Origin of the sequence: Pseudoalteromonas sp. AS71 (genome assembly GCF_038900275.1) — a bacterium.
Classification (GTDB): Bacteria; Pseudomonadota; Gammaproteobacteria; order Enterobacterales; family Alteromonadaceae; genus Pseudoalteromonas.
In genome coordinates this window covers 119,516-140,734 of the sequence record NZ_JBBMQZ010000002.1, presented here as the reverse complement: position 1 = coordinate 140,734, position 21,219 = coordinate 119,516, and the positions used below count along the sequence as shown (strand labels likewise).

General features: G+C 37.6%; 16 protein-coding genes. 8 read left to right on the top strand and 8 right to left on the bottom strand.

Going from position 1 to position 21,219, the window contains the following annotated elements; all coding sequences use genetic code 11:
- Positions 1-22 precede the first annotated feature (22 nt).
- On the bottom strand, positions 23-571 hold the full coding sequence (locus WNY98_RS02575; protein ID WP_342877045.1) for a gluconokinase: 549 nt from the start codon (positions 569-571) through the stop codon (positions 23-25).
- 150 nt (positions 572-721) lie between these two features.
- Between WNY98_RS02575 and gntU the strand changes: the two genes are divergently transcribed.
- On the top strand, positions 722-2,065 hold the full coding sequence (gene gntU, locus WNY98_RS02570; RefSeq protein WP_004586388.1) for a gluconate transporter: 1,344 nt from the start codon (positions 722-724) through the stop codon (positions 2,063-2,065).
- Positions 2,066-2,174: 109 nt separating this feature from the next.
- Here the strand turns inward: gntU and gntR are convergent, their stop codons facing one another.
- The 4 genes from gntR to WNY98_RS02550 form a co-directional block, all read right to left on the bottom strand.
- Positions 2,175-3,185, bottom strand: coding sequence for a gluconate operon transcriptional repressor GntR (gene gntR / locus WNY98_RS02565; protein ID WP_182681961.1), 1,011 nt, complete (start codon positions 3,183-3,185; stop codon positions 2,175-2,177).
- A 194-nt stretch (positions 3,186-3,379) separates the two neighbouring features.
- Entirely contained in the window at positions 3,380-4,996 is a 1,617-nt protein-coding gene (locus tag WNY98_RS02560) for a M56 family metallopeptidase (protein WP_342877044.1), read from the bottom strand.
- 11 nt (positions 4,997-5,007) lie between these two features.
- On the bottom strand, positions 5,008-5,388 hold the full coding sequence (locus WNY98_RS02555) for a BlaI/MecI/CopY family transcriptional regulator (protein ID WP_004586391.1): 381 nt from the start codon (positions 5,386-5,388) through the stop codon (positions 5,008-5,010).
- A gap of 258 nt (positions 5,389-5,646) precedes the next feature.
- The gene (locus WNY98_RS02550) at positions 5,647-6,918 is read right to left on the bottom strand and encodes an aminotransferase class I/II-fold pyridoxal phosphate-dependent enzyme (protein WP_101162859.1); all 1,272 of its coding nucleotides are present in this window, start codon (positions 6,916-6,918) and stop codon (positions 5,647-5,649) included.
- A 361-nt stretch (positions 6,919-7,279) separates the two neighbouring features.
- Here WNY98_RS02550 and WNY98_RS02545 point away from each other — a divergent pair, with 361 nt between their 5' ends.
- Positions 7,280-7,816 (top strand): GNAT family protein, encoded by a 537-nt coding sequence (locus tag WNY98_RS02545; protein ID WP_197142388.1) that lies wholly within the window; start codon positions 7,280-7,282, stop codon positions 7,814-7,816.
- 529 nt (positions 7,817-8,345) lie between these two features.
- Positions 8,346-8,522 carry a hypothetical protein gene (locus WNY98_RS02540; RefSeq protein ID WP_165722958.1) on the top strand — a complete coding sequence of 59 codons (177 nt, stop codon included), beginning with the start codon at positions 8,346-8,348 and terminating at the stop codon, positions 8,520-8,522.
- Between the two features lie 128 nt (positions 8,523-8,650).
- On the opposite strand, the gene WNY98_RS02535 is transcribed toward WNY98_RS02540, so the two are convergent.
- The 3 genes from WNY98_RS02535 to WNY98_RS02525 form a co-directional block, all read right to left on the bottom strand.
- Positions 8,651-10,822 (bottom strand): S46 family peptidase, encoded by a 2,172-nt coding sequence (locus WNY98_RS02535; RefSeq protein WP_342877043.1) that lies wholly within the window; start codon positions 10,820-10,822, stop codon positions 8,651-8,653.
- Between the two features lie 98 nt (positions 10,823-10,920).
- Positions 10,921-13,011, bottom strand: a complete 2,091-nt coding sequence (locus tag WNY98_RS02530) for a bifunctional diguanylate cyclase/phosphodiesterase (protein ID WP_182712412.1) — start codon at positions 13,009-13,011, stop codon at positions 10,921-10,923.
- Between the two features lie 178 nt (positions 13,012-13,189).
- On the bottom strand, positions 13,190-14,977 hold the full coding sequence (locus WNY98_RS02525; RefSeq protein WP_342877042.1) for a PDZ domain-containing protein: 1,788 nt from the start codon (positions 14,975-14,977) through the stop codon (positions 13,190-13,192).
- Positions 14,978-15,181: 204 nt separating this feature from the next.
- Between WNY98_RS02525 and WNY98_RS02520 the strand changes: the two genes are divergently transcribed.
- The 5 genes from WNY98_RS02520 to WNY98_RS02500 all read left to right on the top strand — a co-directional run bounded on the left by WNY98_RS02520 (position 15,182) and on the right by WNY98_RS02500 (position 21,062).
- Complete coding sequence (locus WNY98_RS02520; RefSeq protein WP_342877041.1) at positions 15,182-16,717, top strand: diguanylate cyclase; 1,536 nt, start codon at positions 15,182-15,184, stop codon at positions 16,715-16,717.
- A gap of 64 nt (positions 16,718-16,781) precedes the next feature.
- Positions 16,782-18,125, top strand: coding sequence for a nucleotide 5'-monophosphate nucleosidase PpnN (ppnN, locus tag WNY98_RS02515; protein ID WP_342877040.1), 1,344 nt, complete (start codon positions 16,782-16,784; stop codon positions 18,123-18,125).
- 10 nt (positions 18,126-18,135) lie between these two features.
- Positions 18,136-18,909 carry a flap endonuclease Xni gene (xni, locus tag WNY98_RS02510; RefSeq protein WP_197185181.1) on the top strand — a complete coding sequence of 258 codons (774 nt, stop codon included), beginning with the start codon at positions 18,136-18,138 and terminating at the stop codon, positions 18,907-18,909.
- A gap of 69 nt (positions 18,910-18,978) precedes the next feature.
- On the top strand, positions 18,979-19,362 hold the full coding sequence (locus tag WNY98_RS02505) for a DUF3192 domain-containing protein (protein WP_024598101.1): 384 nt from the start codon (positions 18,979-18,981) through the stop codon (positions 19,360-19,362).
- 11 nt (positions 19,363-19,373) lie between these two features.
- A complete protein-coding gene (locus WNY98_RS02500; protein WP_342877039.1) occupies positions 19,374-21,062 on the top strand; it encodes a hypothetical protein in 1,689 nt (562 codons plus the stop codon).
- The last annotated feature ends 157 nt before the right edge of the window (positions 21,063-21,219 follow it).

Genomic DNA, 21,219 nt, shown 5'->3' with positions numbered 1-21,219 from the left:
GTTAAAAGTAACAGTTAACTGATTAACTAAACACTTTTAACTTGTTGTGGCTATTCATTTTAGTTGCGCTAATACAGCTTTCGACCACTTGCTCAAATGAGCTATTAATATCTATATTTATAACATTGGGCTCATCTTCTTTTGGAACTTCTAGCGCTTCAAATTGGCTTTTGAGTAAATCAACAGGCATAAAATGTCCTTTTCTGTCCTGCATACGGCTTTTAACCAGCTCAAAATCACCAAAAAGATGTAAAAAGGTAATGCCTGTATTTCCATCACATATTTGTTCTCGGTATTTCTTTTTTAATGCTGAGCAGACTATTACCGCGACTTCATTTTTCTTTTCAATGCTAAATGCAGCATCACGTATTCTTTCGAGCCAAGGCACACGATCAGCATCATTTAAAGGCTGCCCAGATGACATCTTTAATATATTAGCCTTGGGATGTAAGTCGTCTCCGTCGATAAATTTAGCGCCAATGCGCTTTGCTAATGCATCACCCACACTTGACTTTCCTGTGCTTGAAACCCCCATTACAATATAAATACGACCTACATTTGTGTTACTCATGTATTTACCCTCGCCTTAATTTAATAATTAATTATTTTCAATGTATATATTATATTGAGTTACGGGTAACATGTTACCCGTAACAAATACGAAAGTGAAGTTAAACACACACTAAACATCATAATTCACACTGAATATAAGTAGGGAAAAATGTCAGATTTATCATTAATACTAACAGCGGTAGGCTCCATATTTTTATTGCTTTTTTTAGTAATGAAAGTACGACTACATGCTGTCGTCTCTTTGATCCTTGTTTCTATGATTGCAGGATTATTCTCAGGAATGAGCCCAGAAATAATTGCCGCTACAATTCAAAAAGGAATGGCCGGAACACTAGGCTTTGTAGCGGTGGTGGTCGCTTTAGGCGCCATGTTTGGCAAAGTAATGGAAGAAACCGGCGCGCTGGATCGCATTGCCCACACACTTTTACACCGTTTTGGAGAAAAAAACGCTAATTGGGCGCTTACCTTTACGGGCTTTATTTGTGCCCTCCCCCTCTTTTTTGATGTAGCCGTTGTACTTTTAATCGGTATTGTTTTTGCTGTGGTACGAAAAGGCGGTGGCAGCGTTGTTAAAATTGGTATTGGGCTACTTGCTGGGATAGCGTCTTGTCAGGCGTTTCTTATTCCTGCGCCAGGGCCGATTTTGGTTGCCTCTCAATTAGGCGCTGACTATGGTTATATGATTTTATTTGGCCTTATTGCTGCCATACCGGCAATGATTATAGGAGGTCCAATTTGGGGCTCTATTATTTCTAAATCTATACATGTAGAACTCCCACAGCACGAACAAATCGACGATAACCAAAGAGTTGGTAAAGGGACGCCTAGTTTTGGATTAGCATTAGGTTTAATTGCTCTGCCGTTAATTATGATTAGTTTAAATACTATTGGTAGCCGCTTTGTTGAAAAAGACTCTGATTTATATAATTGGTTAGCCTTTATAGGTCATCCATTTACAGCAATTTTAGTTGCTTGCCTAATGGCATTTTATTTGCTCGGCGCAAGGCGCGGTGTCCCTAATGCTAGAATCATGGAAATTTGTGGTAGTGCGTTACAACCTGCAGGAATTATTATTCTTGTCACTGGTGCCGGTGGGGTATTTAAACAAGTATTAGTTGATTCAGGAGTAGGTACTGCACTAGGTAATTACTTAGCTGGCTCAGGATTACCGATTGTAATACTCGCTTTTGTATTATCAGCCGCTGTGCGGGTTATTCAAGGCTCTGCGACAGTAGCTATGCTTACAGCGTGTGGCTTAATTATTCCAATGCTTCAGCCTTTGGGCCTTGATGGAGCGCAGCTTGCCGCTGTCACTATCGCTATTGGTGGGGGCTCTATTGTGCTCTCCCATGTAAACGACTCAGGATTTTGGTTAGCGAGTCGCTATCTCGGTTTGAGCGAAATGCAAACTCTTAAAACGTGGACGGTAATGGAAACTATTATTGGTACTGTTGGCGCACTTGTCGCTATGATTATTTCTCTGTTTTTGTAAAATTACAGTATGTAAAGTTATCATCACACATATAAAAATTACCTGAGCCTTTTGTTATTTAGGCTCAGGTAATTAGGCACAGGTAATTAGGCTCATATAATTAGAGTATTTAAACACTTTCACCTAGATGAACTATATAACCAGTATCAATTACTTGCTTATAATTAATCCTAGCATCCAAATCTGAATTAATCCGGCTCAACAACTCTCTTCCCGCAACATTACCTATCTGATAACGAGGGGTGATCACACTTGCTAATTGAGGCACCATTGCTTGGCCAATATCATGGCCATGAAAACCCACAACCCCCATTTGGCTAGGCACTAAAATGTTGTTTCGCTGGCATTCAAAAATAGCCCCAATTGCTAAATCATCATTAGTACAAAACAAACAGTCAGTATTTGGGTAGTCAGTACGCGCTTTTTGTAAAAGTTCAGCACCTAAACTATAAGATGAAGCTTGATCAGTCATCACACTTTTAGGCGTAAAACCTTTAGCTAACATAGCATCTGAATAACCTTGAAATTTTAGGCGTGTTCGTACATCGAGCCTTGCACCTATATAAACAATATTGCGATAGCCTTTATTTAAAAGTGCCGTCGTCATATCAAAAGCGGCTTTAACGTTATCAAAACCAATCGCTTGCTGCATTGGAGAGTGATGAGTATCCATTATTTCAATCACAGGTACCCCTGACGTTTCAATCATTTTTAGCGTTCTGTCTGTGTGTGTGGTTTCTGATAAAATTAAACCATCAACGTGATACGACAATAGATACTCAACCCGTTTTTCTTCAATTTCAGGGTTGTAACCATAATGGGCTAACATTGTTTGGTATCCTGCAGGCCCTGTTACATCTTCAATACCTTTTATAACTTGAGCAAATACGTGGTTCGTTAACGATGGGACTAGTACACCAATAGAGTAGCTTTTAGCATTAGAGAGTAAATCAGGGGCTTTATTTGCAATGTAACCTAGCGTATCAATAGCTGCACTAATTTTAGTGCGAGTAGACTCTGATACTTTTTCGGGATTACGTAAATAACGACTCACCGTCATTTTGGTTACACCAACCGCATCGGCAATATCTTGAAGAGAAGAACGTTTGTTTTTTTTCATCACACACAATTAAATAAAATGTTACTTGTAACATACCAACTATTGTGAAAAATCACTACTTTTAGCCATTTTTATTTAAGTTATCACTAAGCGATTACCCAAGAGATTTAAATAATCTAGACCTATTTTACTGTATTTGTACCAATAACATAAACAGAGGCTCAGATACTCCGAGCCTCATCGTAATTGAAAACTTATAGCAATCTCAACAATTGCGAACCAGGTAGGCCGCTTTGTGGTAATAACGCGGGGGTAACTGCAAATGCTTCTGGGATTTTACTTTTGATTTCATCCATCTTTTTACGGTTATTTTGTTTATCATAAACATAATATTTAAGGATATTTCCGTATACATCGTCTTTTGCATCAACCTTCTCTAGGGTTTTTAACGCTTTATCGTAATCATCAAGGTAAATGTATGCCAGTGCTAAGTTATCAGCAGAGCCAACATGTAGTTTCCCTTCAAGCTGTTTTGATAAATCTTCAAGCTCTGCAACAGCAAGCTCATAACGCCCTAGTTGTATATACGCGGTTGCTAGTGAATTGTTTAAAAAGTAAGGCGGGTTACTACCAGGCTCATACCATTTTTCGTAAGCACTCAATATATCTTCATATTGCTCAAGTTTAGAGTAAACGTGATCTAGCAGCCTAAAGCTTTGTAGTTTAATTTCAGCTTCTTCAAAACCAGCAAGTTTATCTCTATTTAAGTGCCATTGTTGTATGCCTTGCGCAGCTTGGTTTAACAGTTCAGGGGTATCACTTTTTGCCCCAGCAGCACTTTTTAGAAGCTGTGCTAGTTGTTGTTTATATTCTTCACTTTTAACAGGAGCCTGAGACGTATTATTACTTGGCTGCTTGTTATCTGAACTACCATCTACAATTTGCGCTGCAGCTAAAGCACTAAAAGACATTGCCGCCGCAACCATAACCAAATATTTACTTTTCATTGTTTTTTCCTTGTTTAACATTTTGATCCTCTGAATATTAAAACTCTTAGAATGAGCAATATTCAAAAGTGGGGGGGTAAAAAAGTTAGGCGAGCTTTTAGCACTTTGCTCTTGTAGCAATAAACTGGCTAAATCCAATTGGTATTTACCTTTTAGCTTTTGCATACACAACTCATCACAGCTAAGTTCGAGTTGCTCTTTTGCTAAACCAGTTAACTTTAAGCAAATAGGATTCCACCAAAAAACGCTTTCTATAAAACTAATAAGCCACGTCCAATAAATATCACCTTGTTGTAAATGAGTTACCTCGTGTTGAATGACTGAATCTAATTCTTCACGATTTACCATCGTCGACTCTAGCCAAATAACAGGCTTTATTAACCCGGTAGCAAAAGCAGGCTCTGTATGGGTTGTTAGTCTAATTGGATACTGATTGTTAATGTGTTTAAGTTCAGGACTTGGCTTTGAGTTAATGTATAAGTTTTTTATAAGCTTTACATAAAGGCTCATGCGTAATGAAAACAATCCAAAACCAGCTAAAACTAAAACCATAAAAACATTACTAAGTGATGGCAATAAGTCCCATATACCCATATCGCTTTGTAATTCGTCCTTAGTTGCTACTTGTTCAGCACTTGGTATTAATGCTTTAACATCGGGAATCAATTGCGCCACGTTGAATGTGTAACGATTTGCCCCTTCAAATAAGGATAACTGGGAAAAATATTGCCAAGGGACAAACCAACATGCCAAGGCAGTCATTAAAATGTAAAAGTTTAATCGTGCTGGGGCATTTTTTAGCCCTTTTACTGTAAGCAAAATACATAAGCTAATAAGTGTGCAAGTTAGTAAATAATCCGTCATTACCCTCTCCTTTAATCTAACTTCTTATTTTTTAAAAGCGTTTGTAAATATTCTATATCTTCATCATTTAGCTTTTCTTCTTTAATAAAGTGGGCAATTAAACTACGAGAATTACCTTTAAAAAATCGTTGCATAAAACTAGGCATAGCTTGCCCCGATAATGTGTCTTGAGTCACGATTGTTCTAAAAACAATAGCTCGACCTTCATGTCCACAGCGCTCAATCGCCCCTTTGTGTTCTAACCTATCTACGATAGTTTTAACTGTTGTATAGGCTACTTTTTTATCTTTTTGCTTATCAGCTAAAAGCACTTTATGTAGTTGACTCGCGGTACAGGGTTCTTCCTGCCAGAGCAGCTGCATAATATCCATTTCAAAATCACTAAGTTTCATTGTCGCTCCTATTACTACACTTGTAGTGGTACTGTTACAAATGTAGTAGTAACTAATCTTAGTGTCAATACAAAATTGACATGTGAATGAAAAACAAACGATAGAAATATAAAAGTCTTAGGGAGGTTTTATAAAAAAGGTATATAAAATAAGGGTGTATACTTGTTAATTGGTTTTAGAAAAACATAAAAAACGATAGTTTATTTTCAACTAACGCTTTTTATGCTTTAAAGTTTTTTATGAAAGGTAGTGAGGTAACTATGCTTTATCGAGCGCTTGGCTTACATCGGCAATTATGTCAGCAATGTTTTCAATACCGACTGACAAACGGATTAAATCGCGACTTACACCCGCATTAGCAAGCTCTTCATCATTTAATTGGCGGTGTGTAGTTGACGCAGGATGGCACGCAAGCGACTTGGCATCGCCAATATTAACTAAGCGTAAAATCATGTTTAGCGCATCAATAAAACGAGTACCCGCTTCTAGGCCACCAGCAATACCAAAGCTTAAAATACCCGATGCTTTACCACTGGTAATTTTTTGGCTCATTTCGTTATACGGGCTTGATTTAAGCCCTGCGTAATTAACCCAAAGCACTTTTGGATGATTTTCTAAATACTCAGCTAGCTGCTGTGCATTCTCGCAGTGGCGATCCATTCTTAAGCCTAAGGTTTCAAGGCCAATTAAAATGTCAGATGCGTTTTTAGGCGCAAGCGCTGCGCCAGTATTTCTAAGTGGCACTACTCTACAACGTCCAATAAATGCAGCTTCAGCAAAAGCTTCGGTATAAACCACATTGTGATACGACGGATCGGGCTCGTTCATCATTGCAAAGCGCGTGGCATTCGCTTTCCAATCAAATTTACCTGAGTCGACAATCATGCCGCCAATAGCAGTACCGTGCCCGTTTATATACTTTGTAAGTGAGTGAACCACTATATCGGCGCCCAGCTCAAATGGGCGGCATAAATACGGCGTAGCCACGGTATTATCAACAATAAGCGGCACACCTTTGCTGTGTGCAATACGTGCTAAACGTTCAATATCAACAATATTACCTGCAGGATTACCAATAGATTCACAAAAAACAGCGCGGGTGTTGTCGTCAATTGCATTCTCGAACGCGGTAAAGTCATCGGCCTTTATCATGCGTGCTTCAATACCTTGCCTAGGTAAGGTATGTGCAAATAAGTTATACGTGCCACCATATACTTGGCTGGTACTCACAATATTAGTGCCTACTTCGCACAAGCATTGAATAGCATACGTAATAGCGGCCATCCCAGAGGCAACAGCTAGCCCACCAATACCCCCTTCCATTGCAGCAATACGTTGCTCAAGTACGGCATTAGTTGGGTTCATTATGCGGGTGTAAATATTTCCAGGTACTTTTAAATCGAATAAATCAGCGCCATGCTGCGTATTATCAAATGTATAAGAAGAAGTGTGATAGATAGGCACGGCTGCCGATTTGGTCGTAGGCTCAGATTCGTAACCGTGGTGCAGTGCTAATGACTCTAATTTCATAATTATTTCCTTCAATTAATTTACCACTAAGCTAGCACTTCTTGGTTATAAAATGCACATGAAATATATTAAAGGGTGTTGAGGTGATTTGATTTAAGTTAAAGGCAGCTCAGAGCGATAACCGGACACTGAAAAAGTTAAATTTATTCCTGTGTTTTAAGTAGAAATCTAATTTTGTCCAATAACATTATTAAACGCCGTTTTGGGGCAAAATAACATGCTTAATTTCTAGCGGTTTTAATTACTTGTTTACAAAGGTGATTATTGGTGAAATTATCATGGTATGTAATATAGGCCGTTTTGGTGTGTTATAAACCACCAAAATGGTGTTCAATAAGTGTTATATAGCAAAGGAAAGCCTGTGCAAATTGAAACCCAAAGGCTCATTTTAAAGCCAATTTGTAAAGATGACAGGGAGCTTTTTGAGCAACTTCATCAATCAAGCGATGTACTCAAGTATGTCAGTGATCCATTTACCGAATCTGATATAAATGAACGTTTTAATTGTCGCTTAGGCGAATGGGAAAAAACTTCTAATCATTGGTTAACTTTAACAATCATTGAAAAAGCAACTGGGATTAAAATAGGCGTAACTGGTTTTTATCCCGAATGGGAGCCATACCAACAAGCTGAACTTGGCTTTTTACTAAGTCCTGAGTTTCAGGGCAAAGGGTATGGTAAAGAGTCAACTATTGCCGTTATTGAATATGCCTTTAATCAATGTAATTTCCATAAAGTGATCGCAACTGTCACTGAAGGTAATTCCCCATCATTTAATTTACTAAAAGCGTTGGGTTTTACTCATGAAGGTACAATTCGAGATAACTTTAAATTAGGTGGTCGTTGGTGTAATGATTTAAAGTTAGGGTTACTTAATCATGAGTACAATGCTATATAACAAGCTGTTTAACAAGGACAAAATACAGTTTGCTGTTTTCGTTCTTTAACATTTTAGCAAACTATTTTTTTGTCTCTTAGCAAGGCGTTACCAGCGTCCGCTGTTGGCACTCTCCCGCCACACAACAACATAAAATGTTGATAATAATTGGCAAGGTATTTTACTATGTCGGATGGCGCTTCGCTTATCTGACCTACACTGGCACTTAGCAGCCATAAATATACGAATCAAACATCAACAAAAAGGTAAGAAAATGAGGTCGCCTTTGCTAATTTCTATTTAAATGACAGCAAGTCGCACTTTGCTGAAGCGTGCTGTGAGCGAGAATCAGTCATTGAGTGAGTAATTAATTAATGACTACTTCCCCCCTTTTTTATATGTTCAAATAACCCATCATAAGCATAATATATATAGCTAGCAATAACTTATGCTTTTTGCTATTAATAGAAGCTAATAAAATAAGGACGTTTTCGCTTAAAAATAGAGAAAGAGTCCTCTGATAAAGCATTTATATTTAAAGGAGTGTTACATGGAGTATAAGTTTATTGCAGTTTCTCAAATCTGGGCTACAGGTGGTATGTTAAATAGAGCAAACGCTAAAGCAAACGAGTTGGCAAGAGATGGGTGGGTGTTATCAAAAATGGAAAAAGGCTTTAGTGGTTTTTTATTTGCAACTTTATATCTAGCCTTTGAGCGTAAAATTTAAATATAACAAGCGACTAAGGTTTCGATTATCCGATCATGGCACTTAGCAGTCATAAATAAACGAATCAAACATCAACAAAAAAGGCGCTTCCTTTACGGTAAGCGCCCTTCTCTTATCTCACTAATTACTTATTTTACGATTGTCATTTCGTCTAACAAGTTTTGTGCATTATCTACTTTATCCATTACCCACAGCATGTAGCGTGAATCAACGTGGATTGAGCGATTAAGCTCAGGGTTGTAATCCCAGTCACCAATAATACTTTCGTAAACACCGTCAAACAGTAAACCAACAAGCTCTGCTTTGCCGTTAAGTGTTGGCGAACCTGAGTTACCACCGGTAGTGTCTACATTTGATAAAAAGTTTACTGGTACTGTATTCATGCCGCCCGTGTAATCACCGTAAAGCTTGGCTTTAATTTGCTCTTGTAACTTTTTAGGTGCATTAAATGGGTCAACATCGGTGTTTTTAGCCAGTAACCCTTCAAGCGAGGTAAAAGGAGTTGCTACCAAGCCATCTTGAGGTGAGTAGCCACCTACGGTGCCATAGGTTACTCGTAATGTGCTATTGGCATCGGCGTATACAGGTTTGTTTTTAGCTTTGTTAAACGCAATTATTGCGCTCATTAGCTCTGGGCGAGCTGCTTGTAATTTACCTGCAAGTGCTTTTGATTTATCTTCCTGTGCTTTCATTACTTTAAATATGGCTTTAGCGTACTGCACAAATGGGTCTTGGCTTTGATTTAGCTGGCTAAACGATTGCTCAAACAATGAATTGCGAACAGTGGCATTATCAAGTCTTGACTGCTCATACATGCTATCAAGTAACGCGCTTTGAGTTGCTTTATCAAACCCATTTTGTACTTTGAATACGTTATCAACCTCGCTAAAACGCTCTTCTTTTGGAAGTGCTGCATACAGCTCTAAAAAGTGCAGTAAAATAGCTTTATCTACTTTGCTATCATAACGGCGGCTCATACGCTCAAGCCCCGCTTTAATGCGAGGTAAATCACGTTCTTGATAACCAGATTCACGCTCGCTATTTGGCTTTTGTTTTTCGTAAGCTAGGCGGTATAAACGTCGTGCTGTGCTGATCATTTGTGAGCGATGTACATAACCTAACATTCGGTCGCGTTCACTGTGCTCTTGTGATTGTGCAATTAGCTCAGATAGCTCACCTAATACGCTTCCGTATTGCTCTTTACGCTCACTATCGCTATTGATCCATTGTGTTAACTCTTGCTCAAACTGTTTTTTGCGCTCAAGCATAGTGCCTTTTTTGAAGCTTTCGATCATCGAACCATAGTTTTTAATATAGTTGTTATAACCTGCAATGGTGCTTTCGTAAGCAATACGCGCTTTACTGCCGTCTTCTGAGTTTTCTTCAATAAGCGACACGTATTTTGAGTTATGAACGCGTGCTTTAGGGTAGCTGTCGTTAAATACGTTATCTACCTCTGTTGCAATGCGGTAGCGGTTAGTACGCCCTGGGTAGCCTGTAACCATTACAAAGTCGCCTTCTTGCACGCCTTTGGCACTTACTTTTAGGTAAGAGTCAGGTACGTAAGGTACGTTGTCTTCGCTGTACTCAGCTGGTTTTCCATCTTTGCCTACATAAGCGCGGTAAAAACCAAAGTCGCCGGTGTGGCGCGGCCACATCCAGTTATCTATATCGCCACCGTATTTACCTACGCCCATAGCTGGTGCGTAAGATAAACGTACGTCTTTAATTTCAAGTGACTTAATTAGGTAAAACTCTAAACCACCATGAAACGAATACACGTTACAACGGTAGCTTTCGTCGGCTTCACACTGGGCTACTAGCGCTTTTTCGTTTTTTACTATTGCGTCGTAGCGTGCTTTACCGCTTAGTTCTTCAATACCTTTACTAACTTTGTCAGTCACATTAGTAACTGTTTCTGTGACGTATACGCGTGAACCCGGCGCTGCTGGTAAGTCCTCAGCAGGGCTTTTAGCTAAAAAGCCATTTTCTAATATGTTGTTTTCAGGTGTTGAATTGTATTGCACCGAGCCATAAACACAGTGATGGTTTGACACAACTAAACCCTTAGGCGATACAAACGATGCTGTACAGCCACCTAGGCTAATTACCGCATTCATTGGGAATTCGGTTAATTTAGAAATAGATTCAACATTAATTTCAAGCCCTTTGGCTTTTAAAATTGATTCTAACTCTGGAAGTTGGTGTGGTTGCCACATGCCTTCGTCGGCTATGGCACTACTTGAAAGTGATAAAGAAAATGTGGCTGCTAATGTAGCTACAAGAGGTTTTAAACGCATTATAGAATCCTTTTTATTTGTTTCTATAACAGGTTACTCGTCAGTAGCTAATGAGGTCAATAGCCGTGCAATGAATTGTTACAATCGAGTGTTTAATCTTACTTTTTATCAAAATTCATCGAAAAATCAAGAAACTGTTTTGCTGGTATGGGTTTACTAAAGTAAAAACCTTGCATAAAATCACAGCCTAATTCGTTCAATAAAGTAAGCTGCTCTTTTGTTTCTACGCCTTCGGCTACCACTGTCAGCCCTAAACTGTGCGACATGGCAATAATTGCCTTTACGAGATTACAATCTTCATTGTTTAGTACAATACCGTCAATAAAACTTCTATCTATTTTGAGTACATTAAAAGGGTATTCTCTCAAATAACTTAATGATGAATAACCCGTACCAAAGTCATCCATTGATAAGTTAATGCCTAATGCCGTAATTTCAGTCAATATATCAACAACATTAGTGTGGCAACTCATCAGCACTCCCTCAGTTATTTCAAACTCTAAATGTTCGGGATTTACGTTTGCTTCACTCAATGAGTTTTGAATAAAGCTGAGTAATCCCACGTCTCTAAATTGACGAGGTGATAAGTTAACGGCAATAGTGTATTGCTGTTTTCGTTTACAAGTACTTTGCCATGTGTTTAAAAAATCTAATGCTTGGCTAATTACAAACTTGCCAATCGGTACAATTAATCCTGTATTTTCTGCAATAGGTATAAACTCATCGGGTGTTACATTACCTAGTACAGGGTTATGCCAACGTAATAACGCTTCTGCACCAATGATGTGTTTATTTTTGGCGTCAAATTGGGGCTGGTAGTATAACTCAAATTCGTCACGCTCAAGGGCGCCACGCATCTGCTCTTCTATTACGAGTCGGCGCTGAATAATTACATTCATTTTTTTAGTAAAAAATGAATAAGTATTACGGCCATATGATTTTGCTTGATACATTGCAGTGTCAGCGTTTCGTAATAAATCAGCTACTGTATTACCATTTTCTGGGTATATGGCTACACCAATACTCGCTGTTAGTATGTGTTCTCGGCCTTCAATTTTAAAAGGGGCTCTAAAGTTATTGACCAGTTTTTCAGTAATTTTTAAAGCAGAATGGTGATCAGTTATACCTCGTAGTAATACGATAAACTCATCCCCACCTAGGCGCCCTACCGTGTCGTCTTTTCGCAGTGCCTCTTGTAGCCTTTGCGCTGATTCAATTAAAAGTTTGTCTCCTGTTTCATGACCTAAGGAATCATTTATTTTTTTAAAGTCATCTAAATCCAAAAACAGTACCGCAGCTTTCTCGTTATTTCTTTGTACTTCAATAAGCAATTGCGACAAACGATCAAGTGCTAAAAAACGATTAGGGAGTAAAGTTAGACTATCGTAATACGCTTGATGTCTAATTAGTTCATCTGATTTATGCTGTTCTGTAATATCTCGAATAATAACCATTAACTGGTTATGTTCTGTTATTTTATTTATTCTTGCTTCAAAAAAAACGAGCCCATGGGGTAAAGCTAGCTCATATTTAAAGCTCATCATCTGCTCTTTTTCTAATACGAGGCTGATATAGGTTTCAAATTTTTTGGCTACAGCGCGCGGGAGTACATCACCCATTTTTTTACCAATAAATTGCTTTGGCTTGGTATAGAGATCGGTCTCATTACTGGCATGATACTCAATAATAGTTCCATCATTTTCCATCAAGAAAAATAAGTCAGGAATTGCCTCAAAAATAGTTTTTAGCATATCCTCATTAAATGATGCATCTGCTTGTGCCTTTTTAACCTCAGATAAGTCAATATCAATGCAATACATTTGTTTTGTATTATATTGATTTGTAAACATAACATGGCTAGAAAAAACAGATACACTTTCGCCATTTTTACCTTTTAGGGTAATTTCGGATGCTGGAATTTCTATGTCTTTTTCTACCCAATCACTGTGTGCGTCAATTACAAATTCACACATTGATTCAGGAATTATAAGGTCTTCTATTTTTTGCCCTATGGCCTCTTCTTTGGTGTATCCGTAAAGTCGCACACTGCCTTCATTCCAATAAATAACACGACGCTCATTGTCATAACCTTGAACAGAAATTACATTTACCGCATCAAATAACTGATGCAAATAGTCGTTAATTACAAATTGGTTGGTTAAGTCTGAAGCAACGTCGTCTAATTTCATTTTGAGGCTATATCCATAAGTAATTTTATTTAGTAATAAAAATACCAAATAATAATTAAATTTAATTTTAATATTAAATTTCCATGTACATTATATACGCCATTATACAAAACAAAAAAAGAGCCGAAGCTCTTTTTTAATAATTGTTAACTGTATTTAAACGCTATAAAAACTAAATTTATTTTTTTGTCACATCATTTGGATGTTCCACGCCAATCCATGCTTTGAAAAGCGCTTTTTGCTGTGGCGTTGCCTCTTTATCAGCAACTACTTTTTTAGGCTTATCGAAATCTTCTGATAATACTAATGTTAAGCTTTCAAGTGCATCGCGACGAAGATAGTCAACGGTTACTTTGTCGCCTGCCTTAAACGTTTCTAGGCTAGTTTTTAAATCTTTACCTACGTGATGTTTGTTTATAGCGACAATTTTATCATCGGTAGTTAAACCCGCTTTCCACGCACTGCCACCACGGCGTACATAACTTAACGTCAGTAATTCACCTGTATTTCTGGCGGTAGCATCAATACTTGCAAGTGCTTTTGCTTTTTCAGGACGCTCAAACTTTAAACCTACTTTAGTAAGTAAATCGTCAAAGTTAATACTTGCAGGCGACTCTACATTTTCTTGCCACCAGCTTGAATAATCACGTCCTGTTAAATCTTTTAAGATATTAAGTACATCTGTATCTGTAAATCCAGCGGGCATTTTATGATTGTTATAAAGTGCTTTGTGCACGTCGCGATAGCTTATTTTACCTTGGCTTTTTTCTAGTAAGTCAATATCTAAAGCAAGTGAAAGTAACGAACCTTCTGAATAAATATTGGTGCTGTAGTTACGTGCGTGATCGCCACCTTGATTAATCCATTTATCAAAGCTTGTTTCGCTTGCGCTTTGCACTTCACGGCCTGGTGTTTGCAAATGACGGTTAATGGTTTTACTCATTACTTTAAAAAATTCATCTGTTGTTTGAATGCCTGAGCGCACTAATAAATGATCTTCAAAGTAACTTGTTGAACCTTCTGCAATCCACAGCAGTTTTGAATAGTTCATATTAGTGTAATCGTATGGCACTAAACCTTGAGGGCGATATGCTTTAACATTCCATGTATGAACAAACTCATGCGCAGCGGTGCTAATAAAACCTAAGTAATCTTCGCGGCTACCAAATCGGTCACGTGGTCGTTGAATAATTGTTGAGTTTAAATGCTCTGTTGCACCACCAGCTCCTGATGTTGCATGCACCATAAATACATAACGCTCATACGGATAGCCATCCCAAATTACATTACCCGTGGCAACTAATTTTTTAAGATCGGTAAGCATTAGCTCTACATCGTAGTTACCATCGCCCCATATAACTAACTCGTATTCACGCCCTTCTACTTCAAATGTGTGTAGTTGGTTAATACCCGTTTCGATTGGTGAATCAACAAGTACATCGTAATCGGCTGCTTTAAATGAATTTTTCCCTTTTAAATTATCCATACCCGATACAGAGCGCCACTTTTTAGGCACGTCTAAATTAACGGTTACTGGCTCTTGGCGAAATGATTCACTAAACATAAAAAAGCCTGACGCATCTATAAATGCATGGCTGTCGTCAATGTGACGTGCGCGCTTACCAAGCTCATTTGCATACACTTGGTAGTCAACATTAACCTCTGTTGGCTCATTAAGGTGTACGCGCCACGTACTGTGATCAATTTTTTCCCACTTTAATTCTTTGCCGTCTTCATCTTTAGCTTTGAAATAACGAACACCATTGGCAAGGTTAAGCATTTCATAGCGACCGGTTCGCCATGCTGGAAGTTTTATATCAAGATGTGCTTGCGCTGTTTTTGGAAACTCTACACTTACGTCGCCTAAATGGTGTTGTGGTTGTGAGATTTCTAAAGAATAATTTACATCGGCAAATACAGGTGCTGAACACGCAGCTAAAATAGATAGGGCTAATAACTTTTTCATAGAGACTCTTAGTGGAAACTTAATTACCTATAAGACTAACAAGCCCCTATTTAAAAGTGAATTAAATACGACAAATTGCCCTGTATACGAGTTTATACGTAGTAGCTTATTAAAATTTATAAGTTTTTTACTAGATAACTACACATAATAAAAATTTGTTGTAAACTGAAGGTAATAAAATTAATTTGATGGCGGTATGCTTAAGTGTCTGAAAGATCTAACACAACAGATAAAAAGCTCAAACAAGCAATTGATGCGCGTATGGCTGTTGAGAGCGCACGTAAACATCAAGTAGATATTCTGTGTGACTTTACAGCTAAATTATCTTTGAGCTGTAAAGGGCTAGATATAGAGTTAGATAACCGCCTTGCTAAATTTAGAAGTGCACTCAACAAAGGAATGAGCTTTGAATACCTCTCTCCTCTTGTTAGTGAAACTTTGATATTACTTAAAAATCAAGAATCAACTCAACAAACTCAGCAACGTGATTTATTTAACAGTGTGCAAAATGCAGGTAAACAATTACAAAAAACCAAAGGCTTACCTGATGAAACACGCCGAACACTAAGGAACCTACTCGATCACGAAATTAATAATGTGCATTCGATTCATGGTTATATTCCACTTCTTGATCAACTTATTTCATTTTATCATCAGGCTTTAATAAGCAAACAAGACCCTGTAATTGATAAACAGTGCTCTACTGTGCAAAGCCACGCAAAAAAATTACTTGAACTTGCTAATGAACTTGTACTTGAAGATGAAGCTACCCAACAAATTAATAGTATAAAAAATAGCATTACCGAAAGTAATACGATGCCAGCATTGCTTGATTCTGCGATTAACATTATTGATGTAGTGGTAAAGAATATAAGCAAAGAGCGTAAATCGGCACAAAGCTTTTTAGTTTCGTTAAATCAAACCCTCGAAGATTTACACAATTCTATTGTCTCTACTAGCAAGCACTCTGAATCGATGGAAGTTGAGTTTGATTCATTAAATAAAAGTATCGAACTAAAAATAAAAAATCTTAATGAGCAAACGCAAAAAGCAACGTCAATTTCATCTTTAAAAGAACTCGTTGATAACGAATTAAAATCACTAAGCGAAGATTTTATAGCAAAAGAAAAACTTGAGCGAAAAGACAGAGAGATGCTTAGCACTAGCTTTGGTCAAATAAATAAACGAATTGGTACTTTGGAAGGTAAGTTAACAACGTATAAAAAACGCTTAAACGAACAGCGCTTTAAAAGTTTACTTGATGGGCTCACAAAACTGCCTAACCGAGCTGCATTTGATGAACGTTACAGCCATGAAATGCACTTGTTTAATGTTCAGCCCTCTGATGTTACGCTTGCAGTTATTGATGTTGACCACTTTAAATCTATCAATGATAGATTTGGCCACACCGCTGGTGACATAACACTTCAAGTTATATCAAAAGCGTTGCAAAAGTCGGTAAGAAAGTCCGATTTTATAGCGCGTTACGGCGGTGAAGAATTTGTATTGTTAATGCCAGGTGTGTCGCTTGAAAACGCAACATTACCTCTGGATAAAGTTAGAAAGGTAATTAAAAATATACCTTTTAAATTTAGAGAAAAACAAATTGAGATCACTATTTCGGTAGGTGCTACTCAGTTTAAAAAAGGCGATACTCTGTTAAAGGCATTTGATAGAGCAGATGATGCTCTTTACGAGGCCAAAAATTCAGGACGAGATAGACTTTGTACCAGTAAATAATGTCATAGCTATTATAATTTTATGACAAGTAGTTTTTTACGATTTAGCAGTAAGGAGAACGTCTATGTTAATACAGTTAAACCCAACTGGGGTTTTAGATTTACTGTCGCAATTAGAAGTTGATTTATTAGAGCAATCTTCTGCTAGTGAGCGTTATAGGTTATTTAGAAACTGCGTATTAGCAGTACTTAATGTAGGTAGCCATACCGACGAAAGTAGCGATATATACGACAAATACAAAGATTTTGATATTCGTTTAGTAAGCCGCGAACGAGGCATTAAAATTGAGCTTGAAAACCCACCCGAAACCGCATTTGTTGATGGCGAAATAATTACCGGAATTCACGAGCATATATTTTCTGTTATTCGCGATATTTTGTTTATTTGTCAAAAATACGAAAAAGATTTAAAAGAGCAAAAAGCCATTACTCATATGGTGTTCGATATGCTCAGAAATGCAGGTGCTTTGCGTGTTAATAGCGAGCCAAGTATGGTTGTTTGCTGGGGCGGACACTCAATAAACGAAGTTGAATATAAATACACAAAACAAGTAGGTTACGAACTCGGCTTACGTGGATTAAATATTTGTACTGGTTGTGGCCCTGGTGCCATGAAAGGGCCAATGAAAGGTGCCACTATTGGCCATGCAAAACAGCGCAATACCAATAACCGTTACTTAGGCCTAACAGAGCCAAGTATTATTGCTGCAGAGCCACCAAACCCTATTGTTAACGAATTAGTTATTTTACCTGATATTGAAAAGCGCCTTGAAGCTTTTATAAGAACAGCTCACGCGATTATAATTTTCCCTGGTGGCGCAGGTACTGCCGAAGAACTGTTATATTTATTAGGCATATTACTCCACCCAGATAATACCAAGCAATGTTTGCCTGTTATTTTAACTGGCCCTAGTGAAAGTGAAGCGTATTTTAAAGAGCTGTGTGAATTTATTGAAATGACGCTTGGTAAAGAAGCATTGGATAAGTTTGAAGTTATTATTGATAATCCGCAATTAGTAGGTCAAAAGCTAAGATCGGCTATGGCCAATGTTCGTGATTACCGTAAAAGTGAAGGCGATGCCTACTACTTTAACTGGACGTTAAAAATCGATAACGATTTTCAACAACCTTTTGCACCAACACACGAAAATATGGCAAGTCTTGATTTACATCTTGATCAACCAAAACAGTTATTAGCGGCTAATTTACGCAGAGCTTTTTCAGGTATTGTAGCTGGAAATGTAAAAGACGAAGGCGTAAAAGCCATTAAGCAAAACGGTCCATACATTTTAAGTGGCGAGCCTGCCCTTATGGAAAATATGGATACGTTATTACAAGCATTTGTTGATCAGGGCCGTATGAAACTCCCTGGCAGTAAATACATTCCGTGTTACAAAATAAAAGCATGAGTTTTATAGTTTGAAACCCCATTTACTTCTTATTGATGCGCTTAATTTAATTAGGCGCATATACGCCGTTGACGCAAATCAAAAACATCACAGCGATGAGCAAATGATACAAACGTGCTGCGCACGTGTAGCTCATGCGTGTAAAAAGCTTTTAGATACAAGTAGTGCAACCCATGCGATTGCGGTATTTGATGGTGACAAAAGCTGGCGTTATCATTTTTATAAAGACTACAAACACTCACGTGCGCCAATGCCTCAAGTGCTAAAAGATGCTTTAGAGCACTTTAAAACCGCAATAGAAGAAACTGGTATTGTTGTATTTGAGCCTATTAACGATGAAGCCGATGACATTATTGCAACGCTTGCGTTTAAGGCATCAAATAATCAAATAGCTAATACTGTTGTTTCTACTGATAAAGGCTTTTTACCCTATTTAGGCCCCTACATTACAGTTTATGATTACTTTAAAAAACTCTATTTAGATGAGACAAGTATAAAAGAGCGTTTTGGTGTTGAGCAAAATAAGCTCGTTGATTTTTGGGCTTTAGCTGGTGATAAAACAAATGATATTCCGGGAGTAAAAGGAATTGGTACTAAGTCTGCGCAGCAAATAGTTAATAACTATAATTCAATTGAGCATGCGGCCGAAGATGAGTCTCTAAGCCCAAGTATTAAAGCAAAGTTAGCCGCTAATATGGATATGTACGTAATCTCAAAGCACTTGGTTAGTTTACGCACCGATATAAATTTAGGCTTTAGTTTAAAGCAGTTAAGACTTAATTAGTCGCAAGTTAATAGCCTCTAAACATTACAAAACGTATACTATTATTAGTTACCGGAGTCAGAGTAAACCATATTGAAAAAATTTATCCGATATTTAATCTTAGGTTTAGGGCTATATGCACTGATAGCAACGTTGGTGATCACCTTTTATAAAGACGATCCTCAGGCTATGATCTGGCAAGACCGAGAAGCTTTTAATAAACGTTATATCGAAAAACTATCACTTGAGCAGCCAACAACACTAAATACTGTGCTTGATTATTTAGGCAGCCCTGACCTTACTTATGCCAAACGAGATGGTGAACAGGTATTTCAGATAGTTTTTTATCGTACACAGCATAAAACATCTGACGGTATAACCACTATGGATGAATGTACTGGGTTATTATTTAAAAATGGGCAGCTATTTTTATGGGGTCCTAGTGCATATAATAAATATCAAGAACAAAATTAGGTGAAGGTTTAATGGATGAAGCTGTTTCAACTACTTTAGAGCAGCTGCTTAATAATACGCAGCTCTTTTTAAGCTATTATAACAATAAACAAAAGTGGACAGCCTTATACCCCATGGCAAGTAAGTTAGCTGAGCAATATAGAGTGCTCTATAACGAACAGCCATTCGCATTACAAGCACGTTTAACACTTTATAATCCTAATTATTCTTATGCTACTAATTTAGTTGTTAGTCAGAGCGTTATAACCGCTGCACTTTGTAAATCTCATCACTACAACAATGCCCTAAGCGAGCTATACATTGCAGCTTCACTTATTGAGCATTTATGTGTTGGAGCACAATTAAACAAGCTCTGTGAGCAGACACCTTTTCAAGACTCCGATAAAAAAACATGGCAAGTGCGTCATCAACTAGCAGCAAAAGTTATGCTATCCGGTGGCGATTCTGCCAAACCCGTTACGCAATTGTTAGCTAAATTAAGTAAATATAAACAAGCATTAGTAAGTGCCCCTAAAATTATGCTTTACGATGGGGGCATAACACTGATTGCTTTAGCAAATATTATTAGCATGAACATCACTAGCAATACGGCTAATAAACATATGAGTTTATTTAAAGCACTTGCTGATTTGTACATTCGCACTCCCAACTTATTTGCACTGCAGCTAATCAAATCACTTATAGCTCATTTGGGGCCACTGTTACCGGGAAGCCGCGTTTTTTATGCCGAGCAAACCATGATTTATTTAACGACTGATGCGCAGCAAAAACATATTTTAATTAGTACCGCTAATCCAAATAAATTAGCTTGGTTTAGCGTTAAAGCAACGCTTAACGACAACCCAAAACAATGGCATTGCGCTGATAAAACTATTAACTTTAAAGTGTTCAACAGTGAACATGTAAAGTCGAAAAGTGCAGTTGACGTTGATGAAGCACAGTCTTTACTTGAACTAATAAGTAATATTAAGTTGCAGCACGAATATAGCTATAAAGGGTTAAGCCAACTAATGGCGGTTCACCCTCAGGTAGTCGCGAATTTATGTGAGGCAGTAAAACCTTACAATAAGGAGCATCAGGCCGCTAAAGACTTAAAGCATAGCTTATCGATGGTCGGTTATTATAATGCGCCTGCGATAATTCAAAGAGTTGTTTTTGAGCAATTAGTTAATGTTACCCCACACCCTCTGCAAGCATACGTTACTAACAGATTAAATTGTTTAGTGAAAATAATGGCCTTATTAGTCAGTAAAAATAAACACGACCAATTTGAACACATTACATTACCTTTATATGCTTATGCTCATTTTTTATTAACGCAATGCAGTACACAGCTTTCTCGTAAAACGCTGATTGACGACACACCAAATAAAACATTGAGTGCCCCTATTAGCTCATTTTTTGGAGTGGATGCAATTAATAACGAGCAACTAACGCAACAGCTTACTCATTTATTAAGTGACAACCCATGGACAACGGCACTTTTAGAAGCAGAGCAAACACCTAAAAAACATTTAACTGACTCTCATAAACTCTGGATCACGCTTAAAATTGTTGCGCAGAGTGTTTTTAAACCGGAACTTGCGCTTACAGCATGGCAACTGCAAACATTAAACGAACAACTGAAAATACTAAAGTGGCAAAATCTAACTGATTTCAATCAAAAATTAGAATCGCTTGCGCTATTTAATAGTATTTAATTTATAGAGGACTATTTAACGTTCCTATACCCATTATAACTTTGGTGTATACCCGGTATTTCCTGTATAAACTAGCAAAATGGGCGATAACTTGGTATAAATGCGCCCTTAAATTTTCAAGCACGTTCACATAAATGACCTAACAAGCTATTACTCT